This window comes from Actinoplanes sp. NPDC089786, assembly GCF_040684855.1.
Lineage (GTDB): Bacteria > Actinomycetota > Actinomycetes > Mycobacteriales > Micromonosporaceae > Actinoplanes.
The window spans coordinates 128,149-149,388 of sequence record NZ_JBFBGU010000001.1 but is presented as its reverse complement, the minus strand read 5'-3'; the positions used below and the strand labels follow the sequence as shown (position 1 = coordinate 149,388).

General features: G+C 70.4%; 19 protein-coding genes and 1 tRNA gene. 13 read left to right on the top strand and 7 right to left on the bottom strand.

Annotated features, from left to right (window positions below; genetic code table 11):
- The first annotated feature begins 20 nt into the window (after positions 1-20).
- The 8 genes from AB0O15_RS00725 to AB0O15_RS00690 all read left to right on the top strand — a co-directional run bounded on the left by AB0O15_RS00725 (position 21) and on the right by AB0O15_RS00690 (position 10,988).
- Complete coding sequence (locus AB0O15_RS00725; RefSeq protein ID WP_364312161.1) at positions 21-632, top strand: helix-turn-helix domain-containing protein; 612 nt, start codon at positions 21-23, stop codon at positions 630-632.
- Entirely contained in the window at positions 629-1,960 is a 1,332-nt protein-coding gene (locus tag AB0O15_RS00720; protein WP_364312158.1) for a biotin carboxylase N-terminal domain-containing protein, read from the top strand. Before AB0O15_RS00725 ends, AB0O15_RS00720 begins: the two co-directional genes overlap by 4 nt.
- Positions 1,957-2,838 carry a hydroxymethylglutaryl-CoA lyase gene (locus tag AB0O15_RS00715; RefSeq protein ID WP_364312155.1) on the top strand — a complete coding sequence of 294 codons (882 nt, stop codon included), beginning with the start codon at positions 1,957-1,959 and terminating at the stop codon, positions 2,836-2,838. The genes AB0O15_RS00720 and AB0O15_RS00715 overlap by 4 nt, the downstream gene beginning before the upstream one ends.
- 119 nt (positions 2,839-2,957) lie before the next feature.
- The gene (locus AB0O15_RS00710) at positions 2,958-3,968 is read left to right on the top strand and encodes a hypothetical protein (RefSeq protein WP_364312154.1); all 1,011 of its coding nucleotides are present in this window, start codon (positions 2,958-2,960) and stop codon (positions 3,966-3,968) included.
- 223 nt (positions 3,969-4,191) lie between these two features.
- Positions 4,192-5,475, top strand: coding sequence for a chaplin family protein (locus tag AB0O15_RS00705; protein ID WP_364312152.1), 1,284 nt, complete (start codon positions 4,192-4,194; stop codon positions 5,473-5,475).
- A gap of 217 nt (positions 5,476-5,692) precedes the next feature.
- Positions 5,693-7,222 carry an acyl-CoA carboxylase subunit beta gene (locus AB0O15_RS00700; RefSeq protein WP_364312149.1) on the top strand — a complete coding sequence of 510 codons (1,530 nt, stop codon included), beginning with the start codon at positions 5,693-5,695 and terminating at the stop codon, positions 7,220-7,222.
- 10 nt (positions 7,223-7,232) lie between these two features.
- Positions 7,233-8,390 (top strand): acyl-CoA dehydrogenase family protein, encoded by a 1,158-nt coding sequence (locus AB0O15_RS00695; RefSeq protein WP_364312146.1) that lies wholly within the window; start codon positions 7,233-7,235, stop codon positions 8,388-8,390.
- 126 nt (positions 8,391-8,516) lie between these two features.
- The gene (locus tag AB0O15_RS00690) at positions 8,517-10,988 is read left to right on the top strand and encodes a helix-turn-helix domain-containing protein (RefSeq protein ID WP_364312143.1); all 2,472 of its coding nucleotides are present in this window, start codon (positions 8,517-8,519) and stop codon (positions 10,986-10,988) included.
- A gap of 195 nt (positions 10,989-11,183) precedes the next feature.
- Here AB0O15_RS00690 and AB0O15_RS00685 read toward each other — a convergent pair whose 3' ends face one another.
- The gene (locus AB0O15_RS00685) at positions 11,184-11,687 is read right to left on the bottom strand and encodes a MarR family transcriptional regulator (RefSeq protein ID WP_364312140.1); all 504 of its coding nucleotides are present in this window, start codon (positions 11,685-11,687) and stop codon (positions 11,184-11,186) included.
- A 105-nt stretch (positions 11,688-11,792) separates the two neighbouring features.
- Between AB0O15_RS00685 and AB0O15_RS00680 the strand changes: the two genes are divergently transcribed.
- Entirely contained in the window at positions 11,793-12,374 is a 582-nt protein-coding gene (locus AB0O15_RS00680; RefSeq protein ID WP_364312138.1) for a YceI family protein, read from the top strand.
- Positions 12,375-12,626: 252 nt separating this feature from the next.
- On the opposite strand, the gene AB0O15_RS00675 is transcribed toward AB0O15_RS00680, so the two are convergent.
- Complete coding sequence (locus AB0O15_RS00675) at positions 12,627-14,807, bottom strand: hypothetical protein (RefSeq protein ID WP_364312137.1); 2,181 nt, start codon at positions 14,805-14,807, stop codon at positions 12,627-12,629.
- Positions 14,808-14,931: 124 nt separating this feature from the next.
- Here AB0O15_RS00675 and AB0O15_RS00670 point away from each other — a divergent pair, with 124 nt between their 5' ends.
- Positions 14,932-15,729 (top strand): PASTA domain-containing protein, encoded by a 798-nt coding sequence (locus AB0O15_RS00670; protein ID WP_364312135.1) that lies wholly within the window; start codon positions 14,932-14,934, stop codon positions 15,727-15,729.
- Between the two features lie 8 nt (positions 15,730-15,737).
- On the opposite strand, the gene AB0O15_RS00665 is transcribed toward AB0O15_RS00670, so the two are convergent.
- Positions 15,738-16,028, bottom strand: coding sequence for a hypothetical protein (locus tag AB0O15_RS00665; RefSeq protein ID WP_364312133.1), 291 nt, complete (start codon positions 16,026-16,028; stop codon positions 15,738-15,740).
- A 354-nt stretch (positions 16,029-16,382) separates the two neighbouring features.
- On the opposite strand from AB0O15_RS00665, the gene AB0O15_RS00660 reads away from it, so the two are divergent.
- The 3 genes from AB0O15_RS00660 (at position 16,383) to AB0O15_RS00650 (ending at position 18,064) form a co-directional block, all read left to right on the top strand.
- Positions 16,383-17,264 (top strand): helix-turn-helix transcriptional regulator, encoded by an 882-nt coding sequence (locus AB0O15_RS00660; RefSeq protein ID WP_364312130.1) that lies wholly within the window; start codon positions 16,383-16,385, stop codon positions 17,262-17,264.
- Entirely contained in the window at positions 17,234-17,452 is a 219-nt protein-coding gene (locus AB0O15_RS00655; RefSeq protein WP_364316912.1) for a DUF397 domain-containing protein, read from the top strand. Before AB0O15_RS00660 ends, AB0O15_RS00655 begins: the two co-directional genes overlap by 31 nt.
- 171 nt (positions 17,453-17,623) lie before the next feature.
- Positions 17,624-18,064 carry a hypothetical protein gene (locus AB0O15_RS00650; RefSeq protein ID WP_364312127.1) on the top strand — a complete coding sequence of 147 codons (441 nt, stop codon included), beginning with the start codon at positions 17,624-17,626 and terminating at the stop codon, positions 18,062-18,064.
- On the opposite strand, the gene AB0O15_RS00645 is transcribed toward AB0O15_RS00650, so the two are convergent.
- The 4 genes from AB0O15_RS00645 to AB0O15_RS00630 all read right to left on the bottom strand — a co-directional run bounded on the left by AB0O15_RS00645 (position 18,065) and on the right by AB0O15_RS00630 (position 21,086).
- Positions 18,065-18,667 (bottom strand): hypothetical protein, encoded by a 603-nt coding sequence (locus AB0O15_RS00645; RefSeq protein WP_364312124.1) that lies wholly within the window; start codon positions 18,665-18,667, stop codon positions 18,065-18,067. It abuts the gene before it with no gap.
- 220 nt (positions 18,668-18,887) lie between these two features.
- Positions 18,888-19,694 (bottom strand): WecB/TagA/CpsF family glycosyltransferase, encoded by an 807-nt coding sequence (locus tag AB0O15_RS00640; RefSeq protein ID WP_364312122.1) that lies wholly within the window; start codon positions 19,692-19,694, stop codon positions 18,888-18,890.
- Complete coding sequence (locus tag AB0O15_RS00635) at positions 19,691-20,767, bottom strand: NAD-dependent epimerase/dehydratase family protein (protein WP_364312119.1); 1,077 nt, start codon at positions 20,765-20,767, stop codon at positions 19,691-19,693. Before AB0O15_RS00635 ends, AB0O15_RS00640 begins: the two co-directional genes overlap by 4 nt.
- Before the next feature lie 236 nt (positions 20,768-21,003).
- A tRNA-Leu gene (locus AB0O15_RS00630) sits at positions 21,004-21,086 on the bottom strand.
- Between the last annotated feature and the right edge of the window lie 154 nt (positions 21,087-21,240).

Below are 21,240 nucleotides of genomic sequence, written 5' to 3'. Positions count from 1 at the left end.
CGGCGGGTTATTGTTTTCCGGTGACGGTAGATCAGCAGCAGCGGCCGGGCCCGCCCGCACCACGCCGGCGGTCGCGGCGCGACGAGATCCTCGACATCGCGGTCGGCCTTTTCGCCGCCAAGGGCTACCACGGCGTCTCGATGGACGACATCGGTTCGGCCGCCGGGGTCACCGGGCCGGCGCTCTACCACCACTTCGCCGGCAAGGAGGCGATGCTGGTCGCCGCCCTGATCCCGGTGAGCGAGGGCCTGCTCCACGGCGGCCGCGAGCGGGTGACCCGCCACCCCGACGACGCGCACGCCGCGCTGACCGACCTGATCGCCTTCCACGTCGAGTTCGCGCTGGCCAATCCGGCGGTGATCGCGCTGCACCTGCACGAGCTCGACCGGCTGCCCGAGGAGCCGCGCCGGCAGATCCGCCGCCTCCAGCGTCAGTACGTCGAGGAGTGGGTGGGCGTGCTGGCGACCCTGCGGCCCGAGCTGAACGGTGGCGAGGCCCGGGTGCTCGCCCACGCCGCGTTCGGCCTGATGAACTCCACGCCGTTCCTCGGCGACGAGGTCGAGCGGCAGCGTGCGGCGGCTCTGCTGCGTACGGCGGCGGCCTGCGCCCTCGAAGGACGGGCCCAGGAGTGATCGAATCCCTGCTGGTGGCCAACCGCGGCGAGATCGCGCGGCGGATCATCCGCACCGCGAAGCGCCTCGGCATCCGCACCGTCGCGGTCCATTCGGAGCCCGACGCCGGCCTGCCGTTCGTGCTGGAGGCCGACGAGTCGGTCGCGATCGGCCCGGCGGCGCCGGCTCAGAGCTACCGCAACGCCGAGGCGATCCTGGCCGCCGCCGCGTCCACCGGCGCCCAGGCGATCCACCCCGGCTACGGCTTCCTGAGCGAAAACGCGGCTTTTGCCCGCGCCGTCGAGGCCGGCGGCCTGGTCTGGGTCGGGCCGGGCGCCGACGCGATCACCGCGATGGGTGACAAGATCAACGCGCGCAATCTGATGGCCGCTGCCGGGGTCCCGGTCGCGCCCGGCACCCAGGATCCCGCCGGTTCGGCCGACGACGCGGTCGCCGCCGGCATCGGCTACCCGGTCATGGTCAAGGCGTCGGCCGGCGGCGGCGGCATGGGCATGGCGGTGGCCGAGGACGAGGCCGGGTTGCGCAAGGCGTTCGACCAGGTCTCCGCGTTCGCGGAGCGGACCTTCGGCGACGGCTCGGTGTTGCTGGAGCGCTATTTCCCCCGGGTACGCCACGTCGAGGTGCAGATCCTCGGCCTGGCCGACGGCCGGGTGATCGCCCTGAGCGAGCGCGAATGCTCGGTGCAGCGGCGTAACCAGAAGCTGGTGGAAGAGGCGCCGTCCCCGGCGGTGAGCCCCGAGCTGCGGAAACGCTTCCTGGCCGCCGCGGTGCTGGCCGGCGAGGCGGTGGGCTACCGCAACGCGGGCACGGTCGAGTGCCTGCTCGACCCGGCCACCGGCGAGTTCTTCTTCCTCGAGATGAACACCCGGCTTCAGGTCGAACACCCGATCACCGAGCTGATCCACGGCATCGACCTGGTCGAGGAGCAGCTGCGGATCGCGAGCGGCCTGCCGCCCACCTTCGACCCGGACGCGCTGACCACCAGCGGCCACGCCATCGAGCTGCGGGTGAACGCCGAGGACCCGAAGCGGTTCTTCCCCGGCCCCGGCCACATCACCACCTGGGTCGAGCCGACCGGTGAGGGCGTCCGGGTCGACTCCGGGTACGCGCCCGACCTGACCGTCACGCCCCACTACGACTCGCTGATGGCCAAGCTGATCGTGTACGCCGCCGACCGCGCCGAGGCGATCGCCCGGGCCCGGACCGCGGTGGCCGGCTTCCAGATCGCCGGTCCCAAGAACAACCTGCCGTTCTTCACCGAGCTGCTGGACAACCCCGAGTTCACCAGCGGCGACTACGACACGGGCATCGTCGCCAGGATGAGGTGATCGTGATGATCTCGATCCGTGAGGTGGCACCCCGGGACGGGCTCCAGAACGAGGAGCCCATCTCGACCGACAGCAAGGTGCGGCTCATCGACGCGCTGGGCGGCACGGGCGTACGCCGGATCGAGGCGGTGTCGTTCGTGCATCCCAAGGCGATCCCGCAGATGGCCGACGCCGACGAGGTGTGGGCTCGGGTCGCGAAGCGTCCCGAGATCCGCTGGTCGGCGCTGATCCCCAACACGCGGGGCGCCCAGCGGGCCCTCGCGGCCGGCTTCGGTGAGATCGAGGTCGTCGTCTCGGCCAGCGACACGCACAACCGCCGCAACCTCAACCGCTCCACCGCCGAGTCGCTGGACGACATCACCGCCCTGATCCCGCTGGTGCACGAGGCCGGCGCCACGCTCGAGGTGATCGTGGCGACCAGCTTCGGGTGCCCGTTCGAGGGCGACATCGACCCCGACCGGGTGGCCGGCATCGTGGCCCGGGTGCGGGCCGACGGCGCCGACCGGATCGCGTTCGGCGACACCACCGGGATGGCCACCCCGCGACGGGTGCGCGACCTGCTGTCCGCGGTACGCCCGGACCTGCTGCACTTCCACAACACCCGGGGTACCGGGCTGGCCAACATCCTCACCGCGCTCGACCTGGGCGTGACCGAGTTCGACGCCAGCGTCGGCGGGATCGGCGGCTGCCCGTACGCGCCGGGCGCCTCCGGCAACGTGGCCACGGAAGAGGTGGTCCACATGCTGCACGACATGGGCCTGGACACCGGAATCGACCTGGACGCTCTGATCGAGGTCGCCGAGTTGGCCGAGAAACTGTTGGGCAAACAACTGCCGTCCGGTGTTCTCCGGGCCGGACCGCGGACGCGAACGGTGTAATTCCCGGCCCGATTATTTTTACTATTTGTCGGCGTGACCCCGCCTCTGTCGTTTCGTTACCCATACCGAGTGGCCGATATGGGCCGTTCGGCAGGGGACCGACGACAAAGGGGTGGGACATGACGGGGTGGGTGATCGAGCGCACGCCGCTCGGGACGCTCGCGTCGTCCGTCGCGCCCACCAGCGCCCCGACCACGCCCATGCCGCCCCACAGCCAGGGGGCGGAGCGGCGCGGACGGCGTTGGGCACTGCGTGCGTTTGTCATCGGTGGCCTCGCCGGCGCTGCCTGGCTGCTCACCGGAGCCGCCGCTCAGGCCGCGGACCACGACCCGGCGACCGAGGTGTCGTCGCTGGTCGGCACGGTCCTGACCGGCAGCAGCACCGAGACGCCGGTTGACCGGGTCCTGCAGGCGGCCGCCCGGCCGCTGGACACGGACCGCCCGGCGACCAGGAAAGACCGGCGTGTCACCGCCGTCCTCGACGAGCCGCTCAAGGTCGTCGGCGCGGTGGCACACGCCAAGGACGACGCGGCGCCCGTGCTCAGCACGGCCGATCACGTCGTCCGGGATCTGACCGGCCCCAGCCGTCTCACCGACGGCGCCACGGATCCCGAGCAGATCGCCCCGGTGGCGGCACCGCTCACCCGGACACCGGACCCGGTTCCCGGATCGGCCCAGGCCCTTCCGGCCGCCCCTGAGGCGGACGAGACCGAGTCGCGGCGCCCGGCACCGGCCGAGTCGCCGGTGACCGACGCGGTGGCGACCCGGATCGCGGACCCAGCACCGCCCGCGCACGTCGTGTCCCCGAGCCAGCCGGCCGGGCCGCACGACGCCGCGGCACCGAAGGCGTCCGCAGGCACGCGGCACGCGATCACCAGGCACGCCATCACGGCGGCCGAGCCGGGCCGCACGCCCGGTGGTGGCGATCTCCCCGCATCCCCGCAGGTGCAGTTCGGGGCACTCAGCGGCATCTCGACCAACGCGTCGGGTGCTCCGACGGAGGGTGGCTCAGCGGCCTTCCTCCCGGCCGCGGTCGCGAGCGGTTCGGTGGCTTCCCACCGGCTGCTCCAGGCGACCGATGTCGAGGTCCGGCGGCACGACGCCGAGGCACCGACCGTCTCACCTGACTGAGTGACCGCCGCCTCGATTCCCTGACCGTTTGCGCACAAACGGCGAATCACATTCCGGCCGGTTCACGTCACATTCCACCGCTGTTGGGCGCACGTCGACAAGCGGAGTCAGGTTCCAGCAATTGATGCCGGGCACCGCTGCGCCCCTATGCACCGTTCCGCGAAACGCCAACTGAATATGTGCAATCACATTCTGCTTACATTCTGAAAGGCACTATTTTCTCATGAAGACTTGGGTTCGCAAGACTCTGAGCGTCGGTGTCCTGGCCGCGGGCGCCCTGCTGTTCACCTCGGCCAACGCCGCGCACGCGGACGACAAGGTCTCGCAGGACACGTCCTGGAACTACGGCATCGGCAACGGCATCCAGGCCGCCGCGCCGATCGACCTGGGCGCGAACGTCTGCGGCAACGCCATCTCCGCGCTCGGCTGGGCCAGTGGCCAGGCCGCCTGCGGCAACGTGTTCGAGGGCGGCTCCTACAAGCAGAAGTCGACCAAGAACTACGGCGCCCTGAACGGCGCGCAGGTCCTCATCCCGGTCGACGGCGGCGTGAACGTCGTCGGCAACGCCGTCGCGGCGGCCGGCGGGGCCCAGGCGGCCGGCACCGGCGTGAACAGCTTCGGTGGCCACTCCAAGGGCAAGTCCAAGGAGAGCGCCACCACCGAGAAGAAGGGCGGGGGCGACCCGACCCAGCTCTCGCACAGCAACTACGGGCTGCTCAACGGCGCCCAGATCTACGCTCCGATCAACCTCGGCGCGAACGTCTGCGGCAACTCGGCCTCCGTGCTCGGCTTCGCCAACGGCCAGGCCGCCTGCTGGAACCTCTTCGGCGGGCAGGGCAAGGGCAAGGGCAAGCAGGAGAGCGGCATCGAGCAGGTCACCTACGACAACTTCGGTGCCCTCAACGGCCTGCAGCTCGCCGCCCCGATCAACGGCTTCGCCAACGTGACCGGCAACGCCGTGTCCGTGGCCGGCGCCTCGCACGCCGCCGGCGCCTCGAAGAACGTCGAGAGCGGTGGCAACGACGACATCAAGCAGGACTCGCACAACAACGTCGGCATCGCGAACGGCGCCCAGATCGCCGCGCCGGTCGACCTCGGCCTGAACCTGTGCGGCAACGCGCTGGGCGTGCTGGGTGCGGCCAACGCCGCTGCCGACTGCGGCAACGACTTCGGTGGCAACGGCGGCAACGGTGGTCACCAGGGCGGTGGCAACGGTGGCGACAACGGCAACGACGACGACTACGACGCCGACCACGACGGTGACGACGATGGTCACCACCACCACGGTGGCAACAACGGTGGCAACAACGGTGGCAACAACGGCGACGACGACTACGCCGGCAACAACGGCGACAAGTACGGCGACGCGCCGCGCAAGGCCGGCAAGGCGCACGCCAAGTCGGCGGCGACCGAGGGTTCCGCGGTCGACAGCGTGACCGGCGGCCTGGGCGGCAACAACGCCAACGTCGCGGGCCTGACCAACGGTCTGCTCGGCGGCCTGGGCTGACGCTCACCCGGTAACACCCTGAAAGGCGCGGGTCGCACCGGTCCCGGGTGCGACCCGAGCCGGCGCCTCGCGGCGTCGGATGAAGCCGGTGCTCCTCCACAGCGCCGGTGACCAATAAAACGGAAGGGAGCCTCCGCAGCCGGCGGAGGCTCCCTTCCGGTGCTGGGCGCGCTACGCTACCCTAACGATCGTTCAGGTTACGACGTCAGGGGGCACAGTGACAGCCGAGTACGAGGCGTTGGCGCAGACCCGCAAGCGGGTCGAGGCGGGTGGCGCCGAGCGCTATCACGCGGCCAACGCGGCGAAGGGCAAACTCTTCGCCCGGGAGCGGATCAGGCTGCTCACCGATGAGGGTTCGTTCGTCGAGGACGGGCTCTACGCCAACAGTCTGGCCGAGGGCCTGCCCGCCGACGGCGTGATCACCGGAACCGCGAAGATCGACGGCCGGCCGGTGGGCGTGATGGCCAACGACTCGACGGTCAAGGCGGGCTCGTGGGGCGCCCGGACGGTCGAGAAGATCATCCGGGTCATCGAGCGGGCGTACGCGGACGGCGTACCCATGGTCTATCTCGTCGACTCGGCCGGCGCGCGCATCACCGACCAGGTCGACCTCTTCCCCGGCCGTCGCGGCGCCGGCAAGATCTTCCACAACCAGGTCAAGGCGTCCGGCTCGATCCCTCAGGTCTGCGCGCTGTTCGGGCCGTCCGCGGCCGGCGGGGCCTACATCCCGGCGTTCTGCGACGTGGTGGCCATGGTCGAGGGCAACGCGAGCATGTACCTCGGCTCGGACCGCATGGTCGAGATGGTCACCGGCGAGAAGACGACGCTGGAGGCGATGGGCGGCGCCCGGGTGCACTGCGCCGAGTCCGGCGTCGGCCACTTCCTCTGCAAGACCGAGCAGGACGCGCTCGACGTGGTCCGGAACTACCTTTCCTACCTGCCCGGCAACTGGCAGGGCAAGCCGCCGTCGGCGTCGGCGGCCGAGCCGGCCACTGTGGACCTCGAAGCGTTGGTCCCGGTCAGCGAGCGGCAGGCCTTCGACATGCGCAAGTACGTCAAGGGGATCGTCGACGAGGGGTCGTTCTTCGAGATCCAGGCGCTCTGGGCCCGTGAGCTGACGATCGGCTTCGCGCGGCTGAACGGCGAGGTCGTCGGCGTCGTCGGCAACAACTCGATGTTCAAGGGCGGCGTGCTCTTCGTCGACTCGGCCGACAAGGCCAGCCGCTTCGTGCAGTTGTGCGACGCGTTCAACGTCCCGCTGCTCTTCCTGTCCGACGTGCCCGGGTTCATGGTCGGCACGGCGGTCGAGAAGCAGGGCATCATCCGGCACGGCGCCAAGATGATCACGGCGATCAGCGAGGCGACCGTACCCAAGATCTGCGTCGTGGTCCGCAAGGCCTATGGCGCCGGGCTGTACGCGATGGCCGGCCCCGGTTTCGAGCCGGACGCGACCATCGCCCTGCCCACCGCCAAGATCGCCGTGATGGGCGCGGACGCGGCCGTCAACGCGGTGTACGCCAACAAGATCGCGGCGATCGAGGACGAGGCCGAGCGGGCCGAGTTCGTCGCCACCAGGCGCGCCGAGTACGAGCGCGACATCGACATCGTGCGGCTGGCCTCCGAGCTGGTCATCGACGCCATCGTGGCGCCCGCCGACCTGCGGACCGAGTTGATCCGCCGGTTCGCGGCCGCGCGTGGCAAGGAACGTTTCTTCTCTCGGCGCCGGCACGGCGTCACACCGGTGTAAGGGAGCAGTCATGGTCGACTTCCGGCTCAGCGAGGAGCAGGAGGCGCTGCGTGAGAGCGTGCGGGAGTTCGCACGTGAACAGGTCGCGCCGGTCATCGCCGAGCACTACGCGCAACACACGTTCCCGTACGACCTGGTCCGGCAGATGGCCAAGATGGGCCTGTTCGGCCTGCCCTTCCCCGAGGAGCACGGTGGCATGGGCGGCGACTACTTCGCGCTCTGCCTCGCCCTCGAGGAACTGGCCCGGATCGACAGCTCCGTCGCGGTCACCCTGGAGGCGGCGGTCTCGCTGGGCGCGATGCCGATCTACCGCTTCGGTACGCCGGAACAGCGGTCCCGCTGGCTGCCGCAACTGTGCTCGGGCGAGGCCCTGGCGGCCTTCGGTCTCACCGAGCCGGGCTTCGGCTCGGACGCCGGCGGCACCACCACCCGGGCGCGGCTCGACGAGGCAACCGGCGAGTGGGTGATCAACGGCACCAAGGCGTTCATCACCAACTCGGGCACCGACATCACGGTCCTGGTCACGGTGGCGGCGGTGACCGGCGTCAACCCGGACGGCAGCAAGGAGCTGTCCACCATCATCGTGCCCTCGGGTACGCCCGGCTTCACCGTCGCGCCGGCGTACGACAAGGTCGGCTGGTGTGCCTCGGACACCCACGAGCTGTCCTTCGACGACGTCCGGGTGCCGGCCGCGAACCTGCTCGGCGAGCGCGGCCGCGGCTTCGCCCAGTTCCTGCGGATCCTCGACGAGGGACGGATCGCGATCGCGGCGCTGTCGGTCGGGCTCGCCCAGGGCTGCGTGGACGAGTCCGTGGCGTACGCGAACCAGCGTGAGGCCTTCGGCCGGACCATCGGCAACTTCCAGGCCGTGAAGTTCATGATCGCCGACATGGAGCTGCGGGCACACACGGCGCGGCTGGCCTACTACGACGCGGCCGCCCGGATGATCGCCGGTCAGGACTTCAAGGCCAAGGCGGCGGTGGCCAAGCTGCACGCCAGCAACGCGGCCATGGAGAACGCCCGGTACGCCACCCAGGTGCACGGCGGGTACGGCTTCATGAACGAGTCGGCGGTCGGCCGGTTCTACCGGGACGCCAAGATCCTTGAGGTCGGGGAAGGCACGTCCGAGGTACAACGGATGCTCATCGCACGCGACCTGGGACTCTGAGCGATCGTTAAGGTGCACGGGGAGCGTAAGTTTCCTGTCGGTATTCCGACCCAAGTGGGTGCGTTCCCGGACAACTAGCCTGATAGCGGGCGACATGCATCGATCGACATGCCTAGGTTCATGGGCATGGCATCTGATCACGGGGCGGACCGTGTCGACGGTCCGGGATTCGGGGCCATGCTGGGCGGTCATCGCCGACAGGCCCGGCTGACCCAGGACGAACTCGCCCAGCGGGCCGGCGTCGGCGTGCGTACGGTCCGTGACCTGGAGCGCGGCCGCGCCTCCCGGCCCCAACGCACCACCGTCGAACTGCTGGCCAACGCCCTCGCCCTGACCGGGGCCGATCGGCACGCGTTCCTGCTCGCCGCGCGCGGCCAGAGCGCCGATCCGATCCCGGCCCAGCGCTACGTCCGGCTGCCGCCCTCGGCCGAGCTGATCGGCCGCGACGCCGACGCCGCCGAACTCGCCGACCTGCTCACCGGCCCGGTCCGGCACCCGCGCGTGGTCACCCTGGTCGGTCTGGCCGGCGTCGGCAAGACCGCGCTCGCCCTCTCCGTCTGCCACCGCGTGGTCGACGCGCACTCGGGCGGCGTGGCCGGCCTGGTCGTCACCGACGGCTTCGCGACCGGCGACATCCTGAGCACGGTCGCCGCGGTCTTCGGCGTCGGCCGCTTCGAAGACCTGTCGGCCCGCTTCGCCGGCACCTCCGGGGTGCTGCTCATCGACGCGGTCGAGCGATCGCCCGAGGCCGTCGCCGAGGCGCTGTCCAAGCTGCTCGAACGCGTGCCCACGCTGCGTTTCATCACCACCGGCCGCCACCCGATCGGGCTGCCGGCCGAACGGGTCTGGTCGCTCGCGCCTCTCGTCGCGCCGCCCGAGTCGGCCCGCACGCTGGCCGAGGTCAGCGACTTTCCCGCGGTCGCGTTGTTCCTCGACCGCCTGGCCCGGGTACGCCGTGAGCCGGTCACGCCCGACGAGGTGGAGCCCCTGGCCACCCTGGTCCGCCGGCTGGGCGGCCTGCCGATGGCGATCGAACTGGCCGCCGCGCACGGCCGGGTGCTGACCGTGGCCGAGATCCTGCACCGCTACGGCGACCGTCTCCTCGACCTGACCGGCCGGCCCGGCGACGACGCGGTGTCGTTGCGCGACGCGGTCGCCGCCAGCTACCACCTGCTCGCCACCGAGGAGCAGTACGCCCTGCGCCGCCTCGGCCTGTTCCGGCACCGCTGGTCGGTGTCGCTGGCCGAGCAGATGATCGAGCCCGGCCGCGCCGGCGACACCGACGTCGTCCACCTGCTCGACCGCCTCCTGGAGCTGGGACTGCTCAGCGTCCGGGGGAGCGGGGTATTCCGGTTCCGGCTGCTCGACGTGGTGCGCGACTACGCGGCCGAGCAGGCGGCGGCCGAGGGCGAGCTGCCCGGTGGCCGGCAGCGCCATGCCGAGGTGATCGCCGACCTGGCCGAGGGCATCGCGCCGCAGCTCGTCGGCCCTCACCTGGCCGAGGCGGCGAACCGGCTCGACGACGTCGCCGGTGACGTCGGCGCCGCCCTGGCCTTCGCGGCGTCCGAAGATCCACGCACTGCCCTGCGGCTGGCCGCCGCCCTGCCGCGCTGGTGGCGGTTCCGGGGCCGGGACGTGACCGGCCGGCAGTGGCTCCGGCGGTTGCTGGACGATCCGCGTACCGCCTCCGCCGACCCGGTGGTCCGCGCCTGGGCCAAGATCGGCCTGGCCCAGCTGGCCGCGCGGCCGAGCCCGGACGGCGACGAGATCGTCTCGGCCGCCGAGGCGCTGGCCGACTTCGAGCGGCTGGGCGTGATCGAGGGTCAGCTCGCCGCACACACCCAGCTGGCGGCACTGTGGATGGCCAAGGACGGCTTCGACCAGGCCCGCCGGCACGGCGTCGCGGCGCTCGAACTGGCCCGCGAGACCGGCCGGGTGCGCGACATGGCCGTCGCCGAGAACAACCTGACCTGGCACGAAATCCGGATCGGCGACCTGGCCGCGGCCCGCGAGCGGCTGGCCGCCGTCGACCGGCTGGCCGCCCGCTGCGGCGAACACCGGCTGCAGGCCCTGGCCCGGGCCAACCTGGCCGAGGTGGCCCGGCTCGACCGCGAGTTCGGCGAGGCGGAGATGCTCGGCCGCCAGGCGGTGGCCGAGCTCGAGGTGCTCGGCGACCCGATGCACCGTCGGCGGGTGATCGGCCGGATCGGGCTGGCGCTGGCCGAGTGGGGGCGGGTCGACGAGGCCGAGGCGATGCTGGCCGAGCTGAGCCCGGCGTCCGACGGCCCTTCTCCCTCGGACGGCCCGCTTTCCTCGGACGGCCCTGGGGGCGGCTTCCTGGACGGGCCGGCCGCCATGGTCGAGGCGGCGATCGCCATGGCCACCGGCGATCAGAAGCGTGCGGCTGAGTGCTACGCCCGCGCCGCCGACGCGTACGCCGGAGATGTGGATCCTCGGGATGTGGTCGAGGCGCTGGTCGGGCTGGCCGCGACGACGCCCGACCCCGATCAGCGGGAGGCGGCGTTGTCACGCCTCGACGAGATCTGCACTGCGGGCGGCATCGTGTTGCTGCCGCATGAGAGAGCCCGGCTGGAGTGAGGCCCTGGCGTGAGACGGCCGGCGCTCTCTGTGGCCCCCCACAGCGCCGGCCGTCACAACGCCCCACCGGTACGCGGCGAAAACGATGGCTCCCCCGTCGCCCCGCCAAACCGACCTCGGTCCGCCGCATCCCCCTTGCGGTGATCACCCTAGCGGCGATCAGTAGCCGGATTCGGGCGATTCGCCCCGTATGCCCTAGGCGCTGGCGGGTTCTGCCGGTAGTTCTGCCGGTTCGCCGGTTCCCGCCGTCGCGCACGGGTTGACCGCATCGCGAATCTTGCGCAGTCCCTCGAGCAGCGCGTCCAGTTGCCCGGGCGAGAGCGGGTCGACCAGCCAGCGCTGAATGATCTCCAGGTGCTCGGGCAGCAGGGCGTCGAGCCGTTCCAGGCCGGCGTCGGTGATCACCGCGTACGAACTGCGCCGGTCGGCCGAGCACGCCTCGCGACGAATCAGGCCGTCACGGTCCATCCGGTCGACCACCCGGGTCACCCCGCTGGTGGACAGGGAGGTCTGGCCGGCCAGGTCGGTCATCCGCAGCCGGTGGCTGGGCGTGCGGGCCAGTCGCATCAGCACCTCGAACTCGACGATCGACAGCCGGTGCTGGTCGAGTTGGGCCTCGAAGTGGCCGCGCAGGCCGGTGAAGGCCTCGGTCAGCAAGCCGATGGCCGTGAAGCGGGGGTCTGACAGGTCGACGTTCACCCTGTCAACTGTAACAGACACTTGACAGGGGGAATATTGCGCGAGATATAGTTGCTACGTCACGCAAACATCCTTCCCTCATCGTCGCTTCAAGGAGATCCAGTCATGACCGAGTCTGTCGCCACCGGTCCGCGCGAGTTCCAGGGCCTCCAGGTCCCGGCCGCCGGCACCTACCTGCTCGACGCCAACCACAAGCGCGTCGGCTTCGTGGCACGACACCTGATGGTCAGCAAGGTGCGTGGCAACTTCGAGACCGCCGAGGCCACGATCGTCGTCGGCGAGGACCCGCTGCAGTCCTCCGTCACCGCGTCGATCCAGACCGCGAGCATCAACACCAACGCCGCCGACCGCGACAACCACCTGCGCAGCGGCGACTTCTTCGACTCCGAGAAGTACCCGACCATCGACTTCCGCAGCACCGGCCTCAAGTCCTGGGACAACGGCGAGTTCGTCCTCAACGGCGAGCTCACGATCAAGGACATCACCAAGCCGGTCGAGCTGAAGGTCGAGTTCGAGGGCGCCGGCAAGAGCCCCTACGGCTTCGACGTCTTCGGTTTCAGCGCCACCACCGAGATCGACCGCGAGGACTGGGGCCTGACCTGGAACATGGCCCTCGAGTCCGGCGGCGTCATGGTCAGCAAGAAGATCAAGATCGAGATCGAGGGCGAGGCCATCCGTCAGGCCTGACCCTCTGGTTCTTACACAGGCGCCGCCTCCGCTCGTCGGGGGCGGCGCTTGTGCTTTGTGGATTGTCGTCAGACCGTCATTTTCGCAGGCTACGGTCGGCGGCCCACCCAGTGACGGGGTGGGGGAGGTGGCGGCGCGCTCAATCGAAAAACTTCGATCTCTGAGCCGGGCGGCGGGCGCGCGCTGTTGGGCTCACGCGTTGTCGGCTCGTGCGCTGTCGGGCTGGCGTGCTGTCGGGCTGGCGCGCTGTGGTCAGTCAGGCTCTCGCGGCGGGTTGATCTTGGCGATCGGAGGGCTTGCCGGTGGGGCGGCGACTGTTGACTTGCGCGGTGCGGGATCGGCCGGGCGCGGATTGTCGGCCTTCGGCTCGTCGGTGTTCCGGGACTCTGCGGGTGGGGTGGTCTGCTTCCGGGTCGACGTTCCCTTGCGAGGGCGGCTCACCGCGCTCGGCTTGAAGGGGTCGGCTGCGGGTGCTGGAGGCTTGGTGGCGGGGCCGGGTTCGGTCGCTGCTCGCGCCGGGGATGACGGTGCTGCGGTGTTCGGGGCCTTTGGCGACGCCGCGGGTGACCTGGTCGGCGCTCCTGTCACGCTGGTGGGCTCCGCTGAAGTGCTGGGGGGCGCTGTTGTCGCGGTTTTGGGCGCTGACGGAGTGGCGGTCGGCGTGCCCGGAGTGGCGGTTGGCGCACCCGGAGCGGTGGCTGTCGTACCCGGAGCCGTCGGCGCACCCGGAGGCTTCGTCGGGCCTGACTGCCGGGCTGATGGGTCGAGCTGGGTGGGCGACGGGTTCTTGGATCGGCCCAGGTCGGCGGTGGGCTCGTCGCCAGCGCCAGCGCCAGCGGCGTCGGCGTCGGCGGAAGACTGCCTGCGCCGGCCGAAGAGGCCGCCTCGGGAGGGCTTCTCCGCGGGAGGCGGCGAGGTCGGCGGCTTGAGGTCGAGGGCGGGCTCGTCGTCGGGGGTGTCCTGCTTGCGCCGGCCGAAGAGGCCGCCTCGGCGAGAAGGCTTTTCGCTGGCGGGAGGTGCTTGCCCGGGAGGCGGGGCGGGTTGCCGGCGGCCTGGAGCATCGGCTCCGCCCGCCGGCTCCGGGTCCGAACTCGCGGGGCTCGCGGAGGGCTGGCGCCTGGCGGAGCTCGTGGAGGACTCGCGGGGCGTGGGGCCTGCGGCGGGTTGACGCGCGGCGGGGCTCGAGGACGACTCGCGGGTCGAGGACGACTCGCGGCTCGAGGACGACTCGCGGGTCGAGGACGACTCGCGGGTCGAGGACGACTCGCGGGTCGAGGACGACTCGCGGGTCGAGGAGCTCGAGGGGGCCTGCCGGAGCGGGGAGGCCGGGGACGACTGCCGGGGCGCGGGGCTCGCGGACGGCTGGCGGGCGGCGGGGCCTGGGACGGACTCGCGCGGCGGGCGGGTGGTGGAGCCCACGGAGGCCTGGCGGGTGGGCTCGGCGGCGGGGCGGGTGCGCTTCGTGCGGGACGGTGGGCGTTGGCCGATGGCCTCGGACCAGTCGTCATCGTCGTAATCCGTGGGTGCGCCGGCGGTGGGCGGGGCGGCGGGAGGGGAAGTGCCGGGAGGGGAGGTGGCGGCTCGGCGGTGGGCCGCGGTGGTCACCACGGCGGAGCCGGCGAGGCCGGCCAGGACGGCGTAGGGGGCGATCAGGTACGCCGACTGGAGCTGTCCGATCGCGCCCGTGAGCTGGGGCGCCAGCAAGAGGAAGGCGGCGCCGACCAGGGTGGGGCCGACGGCGCCGGATGCGGCCGTACCCACGCCGTGGTTTCCCCGGCGGGCGGCTGGCCACGCGGCGAGTACGCCGAGCAGGAACGCCGCGCCCAGGGTAATCAGGGCGCTGGGCCAGTAGATCGCGCCGTACCGGGAATCTTCGGCGATGCTGGCGAACTGCCAGCTGGTCAGGTAGGTGGCGGCGGGGCGGCCGGCGGTCAGCTCGACCACGATCGCGGTCGCCGCCAGGGCCCAGAGGTAGGCCGAGGTGGCGATCAGGTTGGCCGCGACCGGACCGGAGATCACCGCCCAGTACGCGATGAGCACGCCCAGGACGATGCCGATCACGGCGTACAGCGCTGCCGTCTGTTCGGGGTTCAAGCCGTCCGCGCGTACCGAAGCAAGGCGGGCCGGCAACGCGACCAGCGCGACCGTCAGCAGCGCACCGATCCCGGCGGCGAAGGCCAGACCGGCGCGCAAGGGCCCGGAGGGCCGAGTGCCTCGTAGCGCGGCGGCGATGATCGCGCCGAACACCGTCGAGCTCGCGGCGATCCATGTCGCCCAGCCGAGACTGCCCAGCCAGATGCTGTCGTCGGCGCCGGGGGTCACCGGCCACACCACTACGCCGAGCCCGTAGCCGAGGCCCAGCTGTGCGGCGCCCGTCGCGGCGGCCACCCCGGTCGCGGCGGCCACCTGTGTCGTCCAACCCTTCGCGGCCATGGCGGGCACTGTAGCGGCACGTGCCGATGGCTGCGAGTTCGTCATTGTCGCGCGGGTGCCACACGACGGCGGCAAGATTCGATACGTTGACCCGGGCGCCGGGTGTGCGAGAGAGGGAGCGGCGATGTCCGACCAGACACGGCAGTTCTCGCCCTTCGACGATGACGGCGATGATGATGATCGGACACGGGTGCGGCCGGGTCACCCGGACGAGACCACCGTGAACCCGTCGGCGAGCGCGGACGCGACCAGAGTGAACGCGCCGGCGAGCGCGGACGAGACCAGGGTCAACTCGTCGGCGAGCGTGGACGCGACCAGGGTCGGCGAGCCGGTGAAGGATGACGGCGCGTGGGCCGGCCGGGCGACGGTGCGTCCGCCGCGACCGACCCGTGAGGACTGGACCTCCGCCGACGACTGGGCCACCAGCTCACCCCGCGAGCCGCGCGGCAAGTGGTGGTTGCCGATCGTGGTCGGCATCGTCGGCCTGGTGCTGCTCGGCGCGCTGGGCTGGGGTGTCTACCTGATCGCGACGAACTCCGACGAGCCCTCCGATTCGCCGGCCGTGCCACAGATCTCGGCGCCGGGCGTTCAGACGCCGCGGACCACGACCACGACCACCACTAATCAGCCGACCACGACACCGCCGACCACCGAGCCCACCACGACCGAGCCGACCGGCCCGACCGAGATCACCGTGCCGGCGCTGCTCGGACTGTCCCAACAGGAGGCGCAGGAGGCGCTGACCAGGCGTGGTCTCAAGTTCCGGTCGATCGTGCGGCCGAGCGAGAACCCGGCCGGCACGGTGATCGACAGCGATCCGGCGGAGGGCCAGGAGGTCCCGCCGGACACCGTGGTCACGCTGGTCATCGCGGCGCCGCAGCAGGCTCCGCCGAGCATCGGCGGCACGCGGGGCCAGAACTGAGGGGCAGGTCAGTTGGTGGAGCGGACCCGGATCGTTCCGGTGTTCTGCCCGGGACGCCGGCCGTTACGGGTACGCGGATCAGGGGCCTTTCCCACCTGTCGCAATCCGTTGACCTGCACGAAGATCGAGCGCCGTTCCACCGCTTCGCCGGTCGAGTTCAGCTCGTAGCCGTCCAGCCAGATCCAGCCGTCGTACGTCGGCCAATCGTGCACCCGAATCACGCGGAACAGCATCGGCGCCGTGAACTGGACACTCGCCGCCTTCGTCACGTGTATGACATCGCCGGACCGAGGTAGCACGTCTTCTCCTGTCCTGAATCTCGTCTGCGGGGTGGAATTGATCAGCCGCACATGGTGACCGGCGATGCTCCAGTGTGCCCGGCTCGTACACCTTTGCAAGCCTGCCGGAGGTCAATCATCCTCTCGGTGCACCAACCTGTCGCAAAGTCGTATCACTCCATGGTGGACATTCGAATCCATGAGGGGATCATGGGCTTGCGTGACCTGATCACTCAAGAACATTTAGTGACTTGGGCCATACCCAGAAGATTGCACTACTCGCAGTATCGATGCAAGTTGCATGTCAGCCGTCCGTGATTGTTTGATCACGAAACGATGTTGAATCGGCGGACGATCATTCGCGAGACTGGGCGTGTGAATCCCCGCCGAAGCCCGACGATCCGCCGCCGCCGACTGGGCGCGGAACTGCGACGATATCGCGAGGCAGCCGGAGTCACGATAGAGGTGGTGGCGGAGCGGATCGGCTGTTCTCCCTCAAAAGTGTCCCGCATTGAAACCGGACATAACAGTGCAACTCCCCGCGATGTTGCCGACATGTTGGACATTTATCGCGTGGGAACTCGCGAAGCCGAGGAATTGGTGCAGATCGCTCGCGAGGCGCGGCAAAAAGGGTGGTGGCATCCGTACAGCGCGGTGCTCGTCGGCGCGTACGTCGGCCTCGAAGCCGCGGCCCGCGGGATCCGCGCGTACGAGCAGCTGGTCATCCCCGGTCTGCTGCAGAGCGAGGAGTACGCGCTGGCGCTGATCCGCGACGCCCGAACGAGTGATACGCCGAAGGACATTGATCGCAGGGTGCATGTCCGGCTCGCCCGGCAGTCGTTGCTGACCCAGGAAGATCCCATCTATCTCTGGGCGGTGCTCGACGAGGCGGTGCTCAGCCGGCCGGTCGGTGGCGAGGAGGTCATGCGGGAACAGCTGCGTCATCTGCTCGAGGCGCAGGAGTTGCCCAACGTGACTCTCCAGGTGCTGCCGTTCGCGGCCGGCGCGCATGCGGGCATGGACGGCGCCTTCGCGATCCTGGATTTCCCCGATCAGGTTGATCCGGACGTGGTGTACGTCGAGAACGCCACCGGTGGGCTTTTCCTTGAGAAGGAAGACGAGCTGCGGAAGTACCACTCGATCTTCGACCTCATCCGCTCGATCGCCCTGAGCCCGGATGAGTCGACAAAGTTGATCGAGTCGCTGGTAGAGGAGCCATTGTGGAGATCACGACCAAGGGATTCAGGCTCGACCTAGGCCGCGCGGCCTGGTTCAAGAGCACCAGGAGCGGCCCCAACTGCGACAACTGCGTCGAGGTCGCGTTCGTCGAGCACGCGATCGCGGTCCGTGACTCGAAGAACCCGTCCGGCCCGGCATTGATCTTCACCGCCGCCGAATGGGACGCGTTCGTCGGTGGGGCCAAGGACGGCGAGTTCGACCTCTGAGCTGCGCCGGCCGGCCCTCCGGCCGCCTGGCGGAGGGTCGGCCAGAATGCCGGCCGGGCGTTTGAGGGTATGTCCAAATGTCCCATTTGCCGTCGCCCGAACGGGCCAACCTCGTTGAACGACCTAAGCGCGGGCCGGACCGCGGTTTGATCACATCAGCGAGGCGAGACGATGAACGAGAACCTCAGCAACGGTTCCGCGACCGCGCAGGACCGGTTCAGCGGCGGCGTCAGCGCGTACCGGCAGAGCCGCCGCGAGACCGCCGACACCGACGGTGAGCTGGTCACCCGTCGTGACAGCAACCCGTTGCCGACTCGCTCGCCCGGGCTGAGCAGCCAGGGACTGGAGCCCTCCAGCGCGCTGGACCGGGCCCCCAAGCTGCCGTCCCTCGACATGCAGGGTCTGACCGAGCCGGTGTTCTCGCCGGGGAACTGGTCGGACGCGCCGCAGATCACCTCGAGCTCGATGGCCGACCACCCGCTGCTGCGGGGTCTGCTGCTCGAACTGCCGGCCCGTGGCAGCCTGCCGCCGTCGGAGTGGCTGGACCGCTGGTTCGAGGCCGCCCGGTCCATCCTCGAGCTGCTCTACGTGCAGGAAGCTCGCAACAAGTAGCTACTGGGCCCACCGCTTGGGCAGGCGCTTGATAGGGGCGATGGCGCCGACGCTCAAGCGGCTGTGCCGCAGGCCGTGCCGGATCGCGATGGCCACCGCGACCAGGCCGGCGGCGCCGCAGACGACCGCGACCAGCAGCGCCGTGGGGACGTCGATCACGCCCGCGGCGATCGGCAGCCCGGCGATCGCGGCCAGCCCGGCCACCTGCATCGGCACCACGACCAGCGGGTGCGCGGCGGCGGCGATCAGACCGGGTGGGACCGGCGCCTGCGGTGCGGTGCTCAGCGCGGCCGCACCGTGCCGGACCTGGGTGAGGCGGCGCAGGCTGATCGTCAGCACGACAGCGACGGGTACGCAGACCAGCACGGCGGCCGTACCCGCGGTCTCCGGGCCCGGCCGGCCCAGGTTGATGAGCGGAACCGCCACCAGCATCGCTGTGCCCGCCCCGGCCACCGCCGCGAGCAGGACCGCGCGGCGGCGCAGGATCGCGGCCGTGGCCGAACCGGGCAGCCCGTCGGCGATCAGGCCGGCGGTGAGCCAGAGCACGGCGAGGCCGGCGATCAGGGTGATGTCCGCGACGGTGTCCACATCGACAGACTTCACCCACCGCGCAACCCGCGAAACCGGGAGATCACCGGACGGTGACCCCTAAGGGGTGCGGCCGTCACGGATGGTCCGGAAAGATTTACGCAGAGCCATCATTCGTCCGGGCGAAGTGGACAATCACCCTGGCGTGGCGGTGATGTGCGTCCTAGTGTCGACTCACGGACTCGACCTGGGGAGGTCGGCCGGGACCCGCCGGCACGGGGGTCCCGGCACTGTCCTAGACCGCGAACGACTCGACGGGCGCGTCCGTCGCCGGCGGTGGCGTGGCCTTCCAGGCGCCCGACCGCTGTGCGCTGAGCCGGGCGACGAAGTTCGGGTTGAGCAGGACGTAGCGCTTCCACAGCCGCTTCGGCTCGAGGCCGAGCCGCCACAGCCACTCCAGGGCGTACTTCTGCATCCACGGCGGCGGGTTCTTCAGCAGACCGGCGTGATAGTCGAAGGCGGCGCCGACGGCCAGCAGCGGCATGTCGAGCAGCGGGCGCATCGCGTACGTGAAGACCTCCTGGCGCGGACAGCCCAGGCCGACCAGCACGATCCGGGCCCCGGAGGCCTTGATGCGCTCGGCGATCTCGGCCGGCTCGCCGGGGTGCGACGTGCGGAACTTGGAGGCCTCGACCCCGGCGATCTTCAGGGCCGGGAACATCACCTCCAGCGCCGGGATCAACCGGTCCAGCGTCGGCTGCGTGGAGCCGTACAAGTAGACCGGCAGCCCTTCGGCCGCGGCCTGGCGCAACACCCGCAGGGTCAGCTCGGGGCCGTAGACGCGGTCGGCGAGACCGGCGTGATGAAGCAGGTTGAGCGCGCCGCGGACCGGCTGGCCGTCCGGCGTCACCAGGTCGAACGAGTTGAGCCGGGCATTGTGGGCCGGGTCCTGCACGCCGGTCATCACGCCGTGCACGGCCAGAGCGGTCACCGCGTACGGCCGGCGATCCCGCGCGGCCTCCAGGATCTTCGCGGTGGCGGCCTCGTAGTCGACCATGTCGACCAGGACCCCCAGCACGTTTCCCTTGCCCTTGTCGATCATCCCTGGGGCACCCACTTGCCGACGTTGGCCTGGTAGATCTCCTGGAGGATCATCGGCACGTCGTAGACCTGCTTCCACTCCGGGTAGTCGGCCTGGAACCGGGCCATCGAGCCGATCCACCAGATGTGGTCGCCGACCCGGTTCTGGTCGGCGTACTCGGTGATCATCTCGGTGCCGCTGATCTTCTCGGCCAGTGCGAACGCCTCGAGGTTGGAGATGTTCGAGTGCCGGCCGCCGCCCAGGTTGTAGACGGCGCCCGAGCGGGGGTTGCGGAAGAACGCCTCGAACGCGCTGAGCACGTCGTGGCTGTGGATGGCGTCGCGGACCTGCTTGCCCTTGTACCCGAAGATCGTGTACTTCCGGCGTTCCATGTTGGCCCGCATCACGTAGCCCAGGAAGCCGTGCAGTTCAGTGGCGGAGTGCGCCGGGCCGGTCAGCGTGCCGCCGCGGAAGACCGCGGTCTTCATGCCGAAGTAGCGACCGTATTCCTGCACCATCACGTCGGCGGCGACCTTGGAGGCGCCGAAGACCGAGTGAAGCGTGTGGTCGATGGACATCTCCTCGGTGATGCCCTCGGCCGCCCAGGGGTGGGCCGGGTCGAGCTCCCACCGAGTCTCCTGCTCGACCAGCGGCAGCCGGTTCGGCGTGTCGCCGTAGACCTTGTTGGTCGAGCAGTGGATCACCGGCGCCTCGATGGCGTGCTCGCGAACGTTCTGCAGGACGTTGAGCGTGCCGGTGGCGTTCACGTCGAAGTCGGTGAACGGGTCACGCACCGCCCAGTCGTGCGAGGGCTGCGCCGCGGTGTGGATCACCACGGAGAGGTCTTGGCCGTACTTCTTGAAGATGGCGGCCAGGCCGTCGCGGTCGCGGATGTCGATGCCGTGGTGGCTGTACTTACTACCGAGGTCCTGCTGGAGGCGCTCGACGTTCCAGGCGGTGGACGCCTCCGAGCCGAAGAACTCCTGGCGCATGTCGTTGTCGATCCCGACGACATCCAGCCCCAGCCCAGCGAAGTGCCGCACCGCCTCGGAGCCGATCAGGCCCCCGGAACCGGTAACCAGCGCAACACCCACAGAAACCCCTCCAGCCCGTCCGAAACCAGCCGCGAGCATAGCCCCTCAGCCCTCAGGGCAGCCTGGCCGCTTCCGCGCGCAGCGCGTGCAGGGTTTTTTCACCCGGGGGTGAGCATCTCGCTCCAGCTTGCGCCTACAGCGCGGGGTTTCCGGGGGCTCGGCCCCCGGAGCTGGCATACGAGTGAGGGCCCTGCGCGAGCGCTTTCTGCTCGCACAGGGCCCTCAGCCCTCACTCGTGGGGATGGGGGGAGTTGAACCCCCACGTCCTTTCGGACACACGGACCTGAACCGTGCGCGTCTGCCATTCCGCCACATCCCCGTGACGCGTTGCTAGCTGCGACAGATTACGCTGTCCCAGTTACCGCGAGAGCATACAAGCCCTTGCGACGCCGAGAAGGTTAGCACGGCGTCCGGGGGCGTTATACGAGGGTCAGAAGTGCCGGTCGCTCTTCACAGGGACGCGGAAGCGGCGG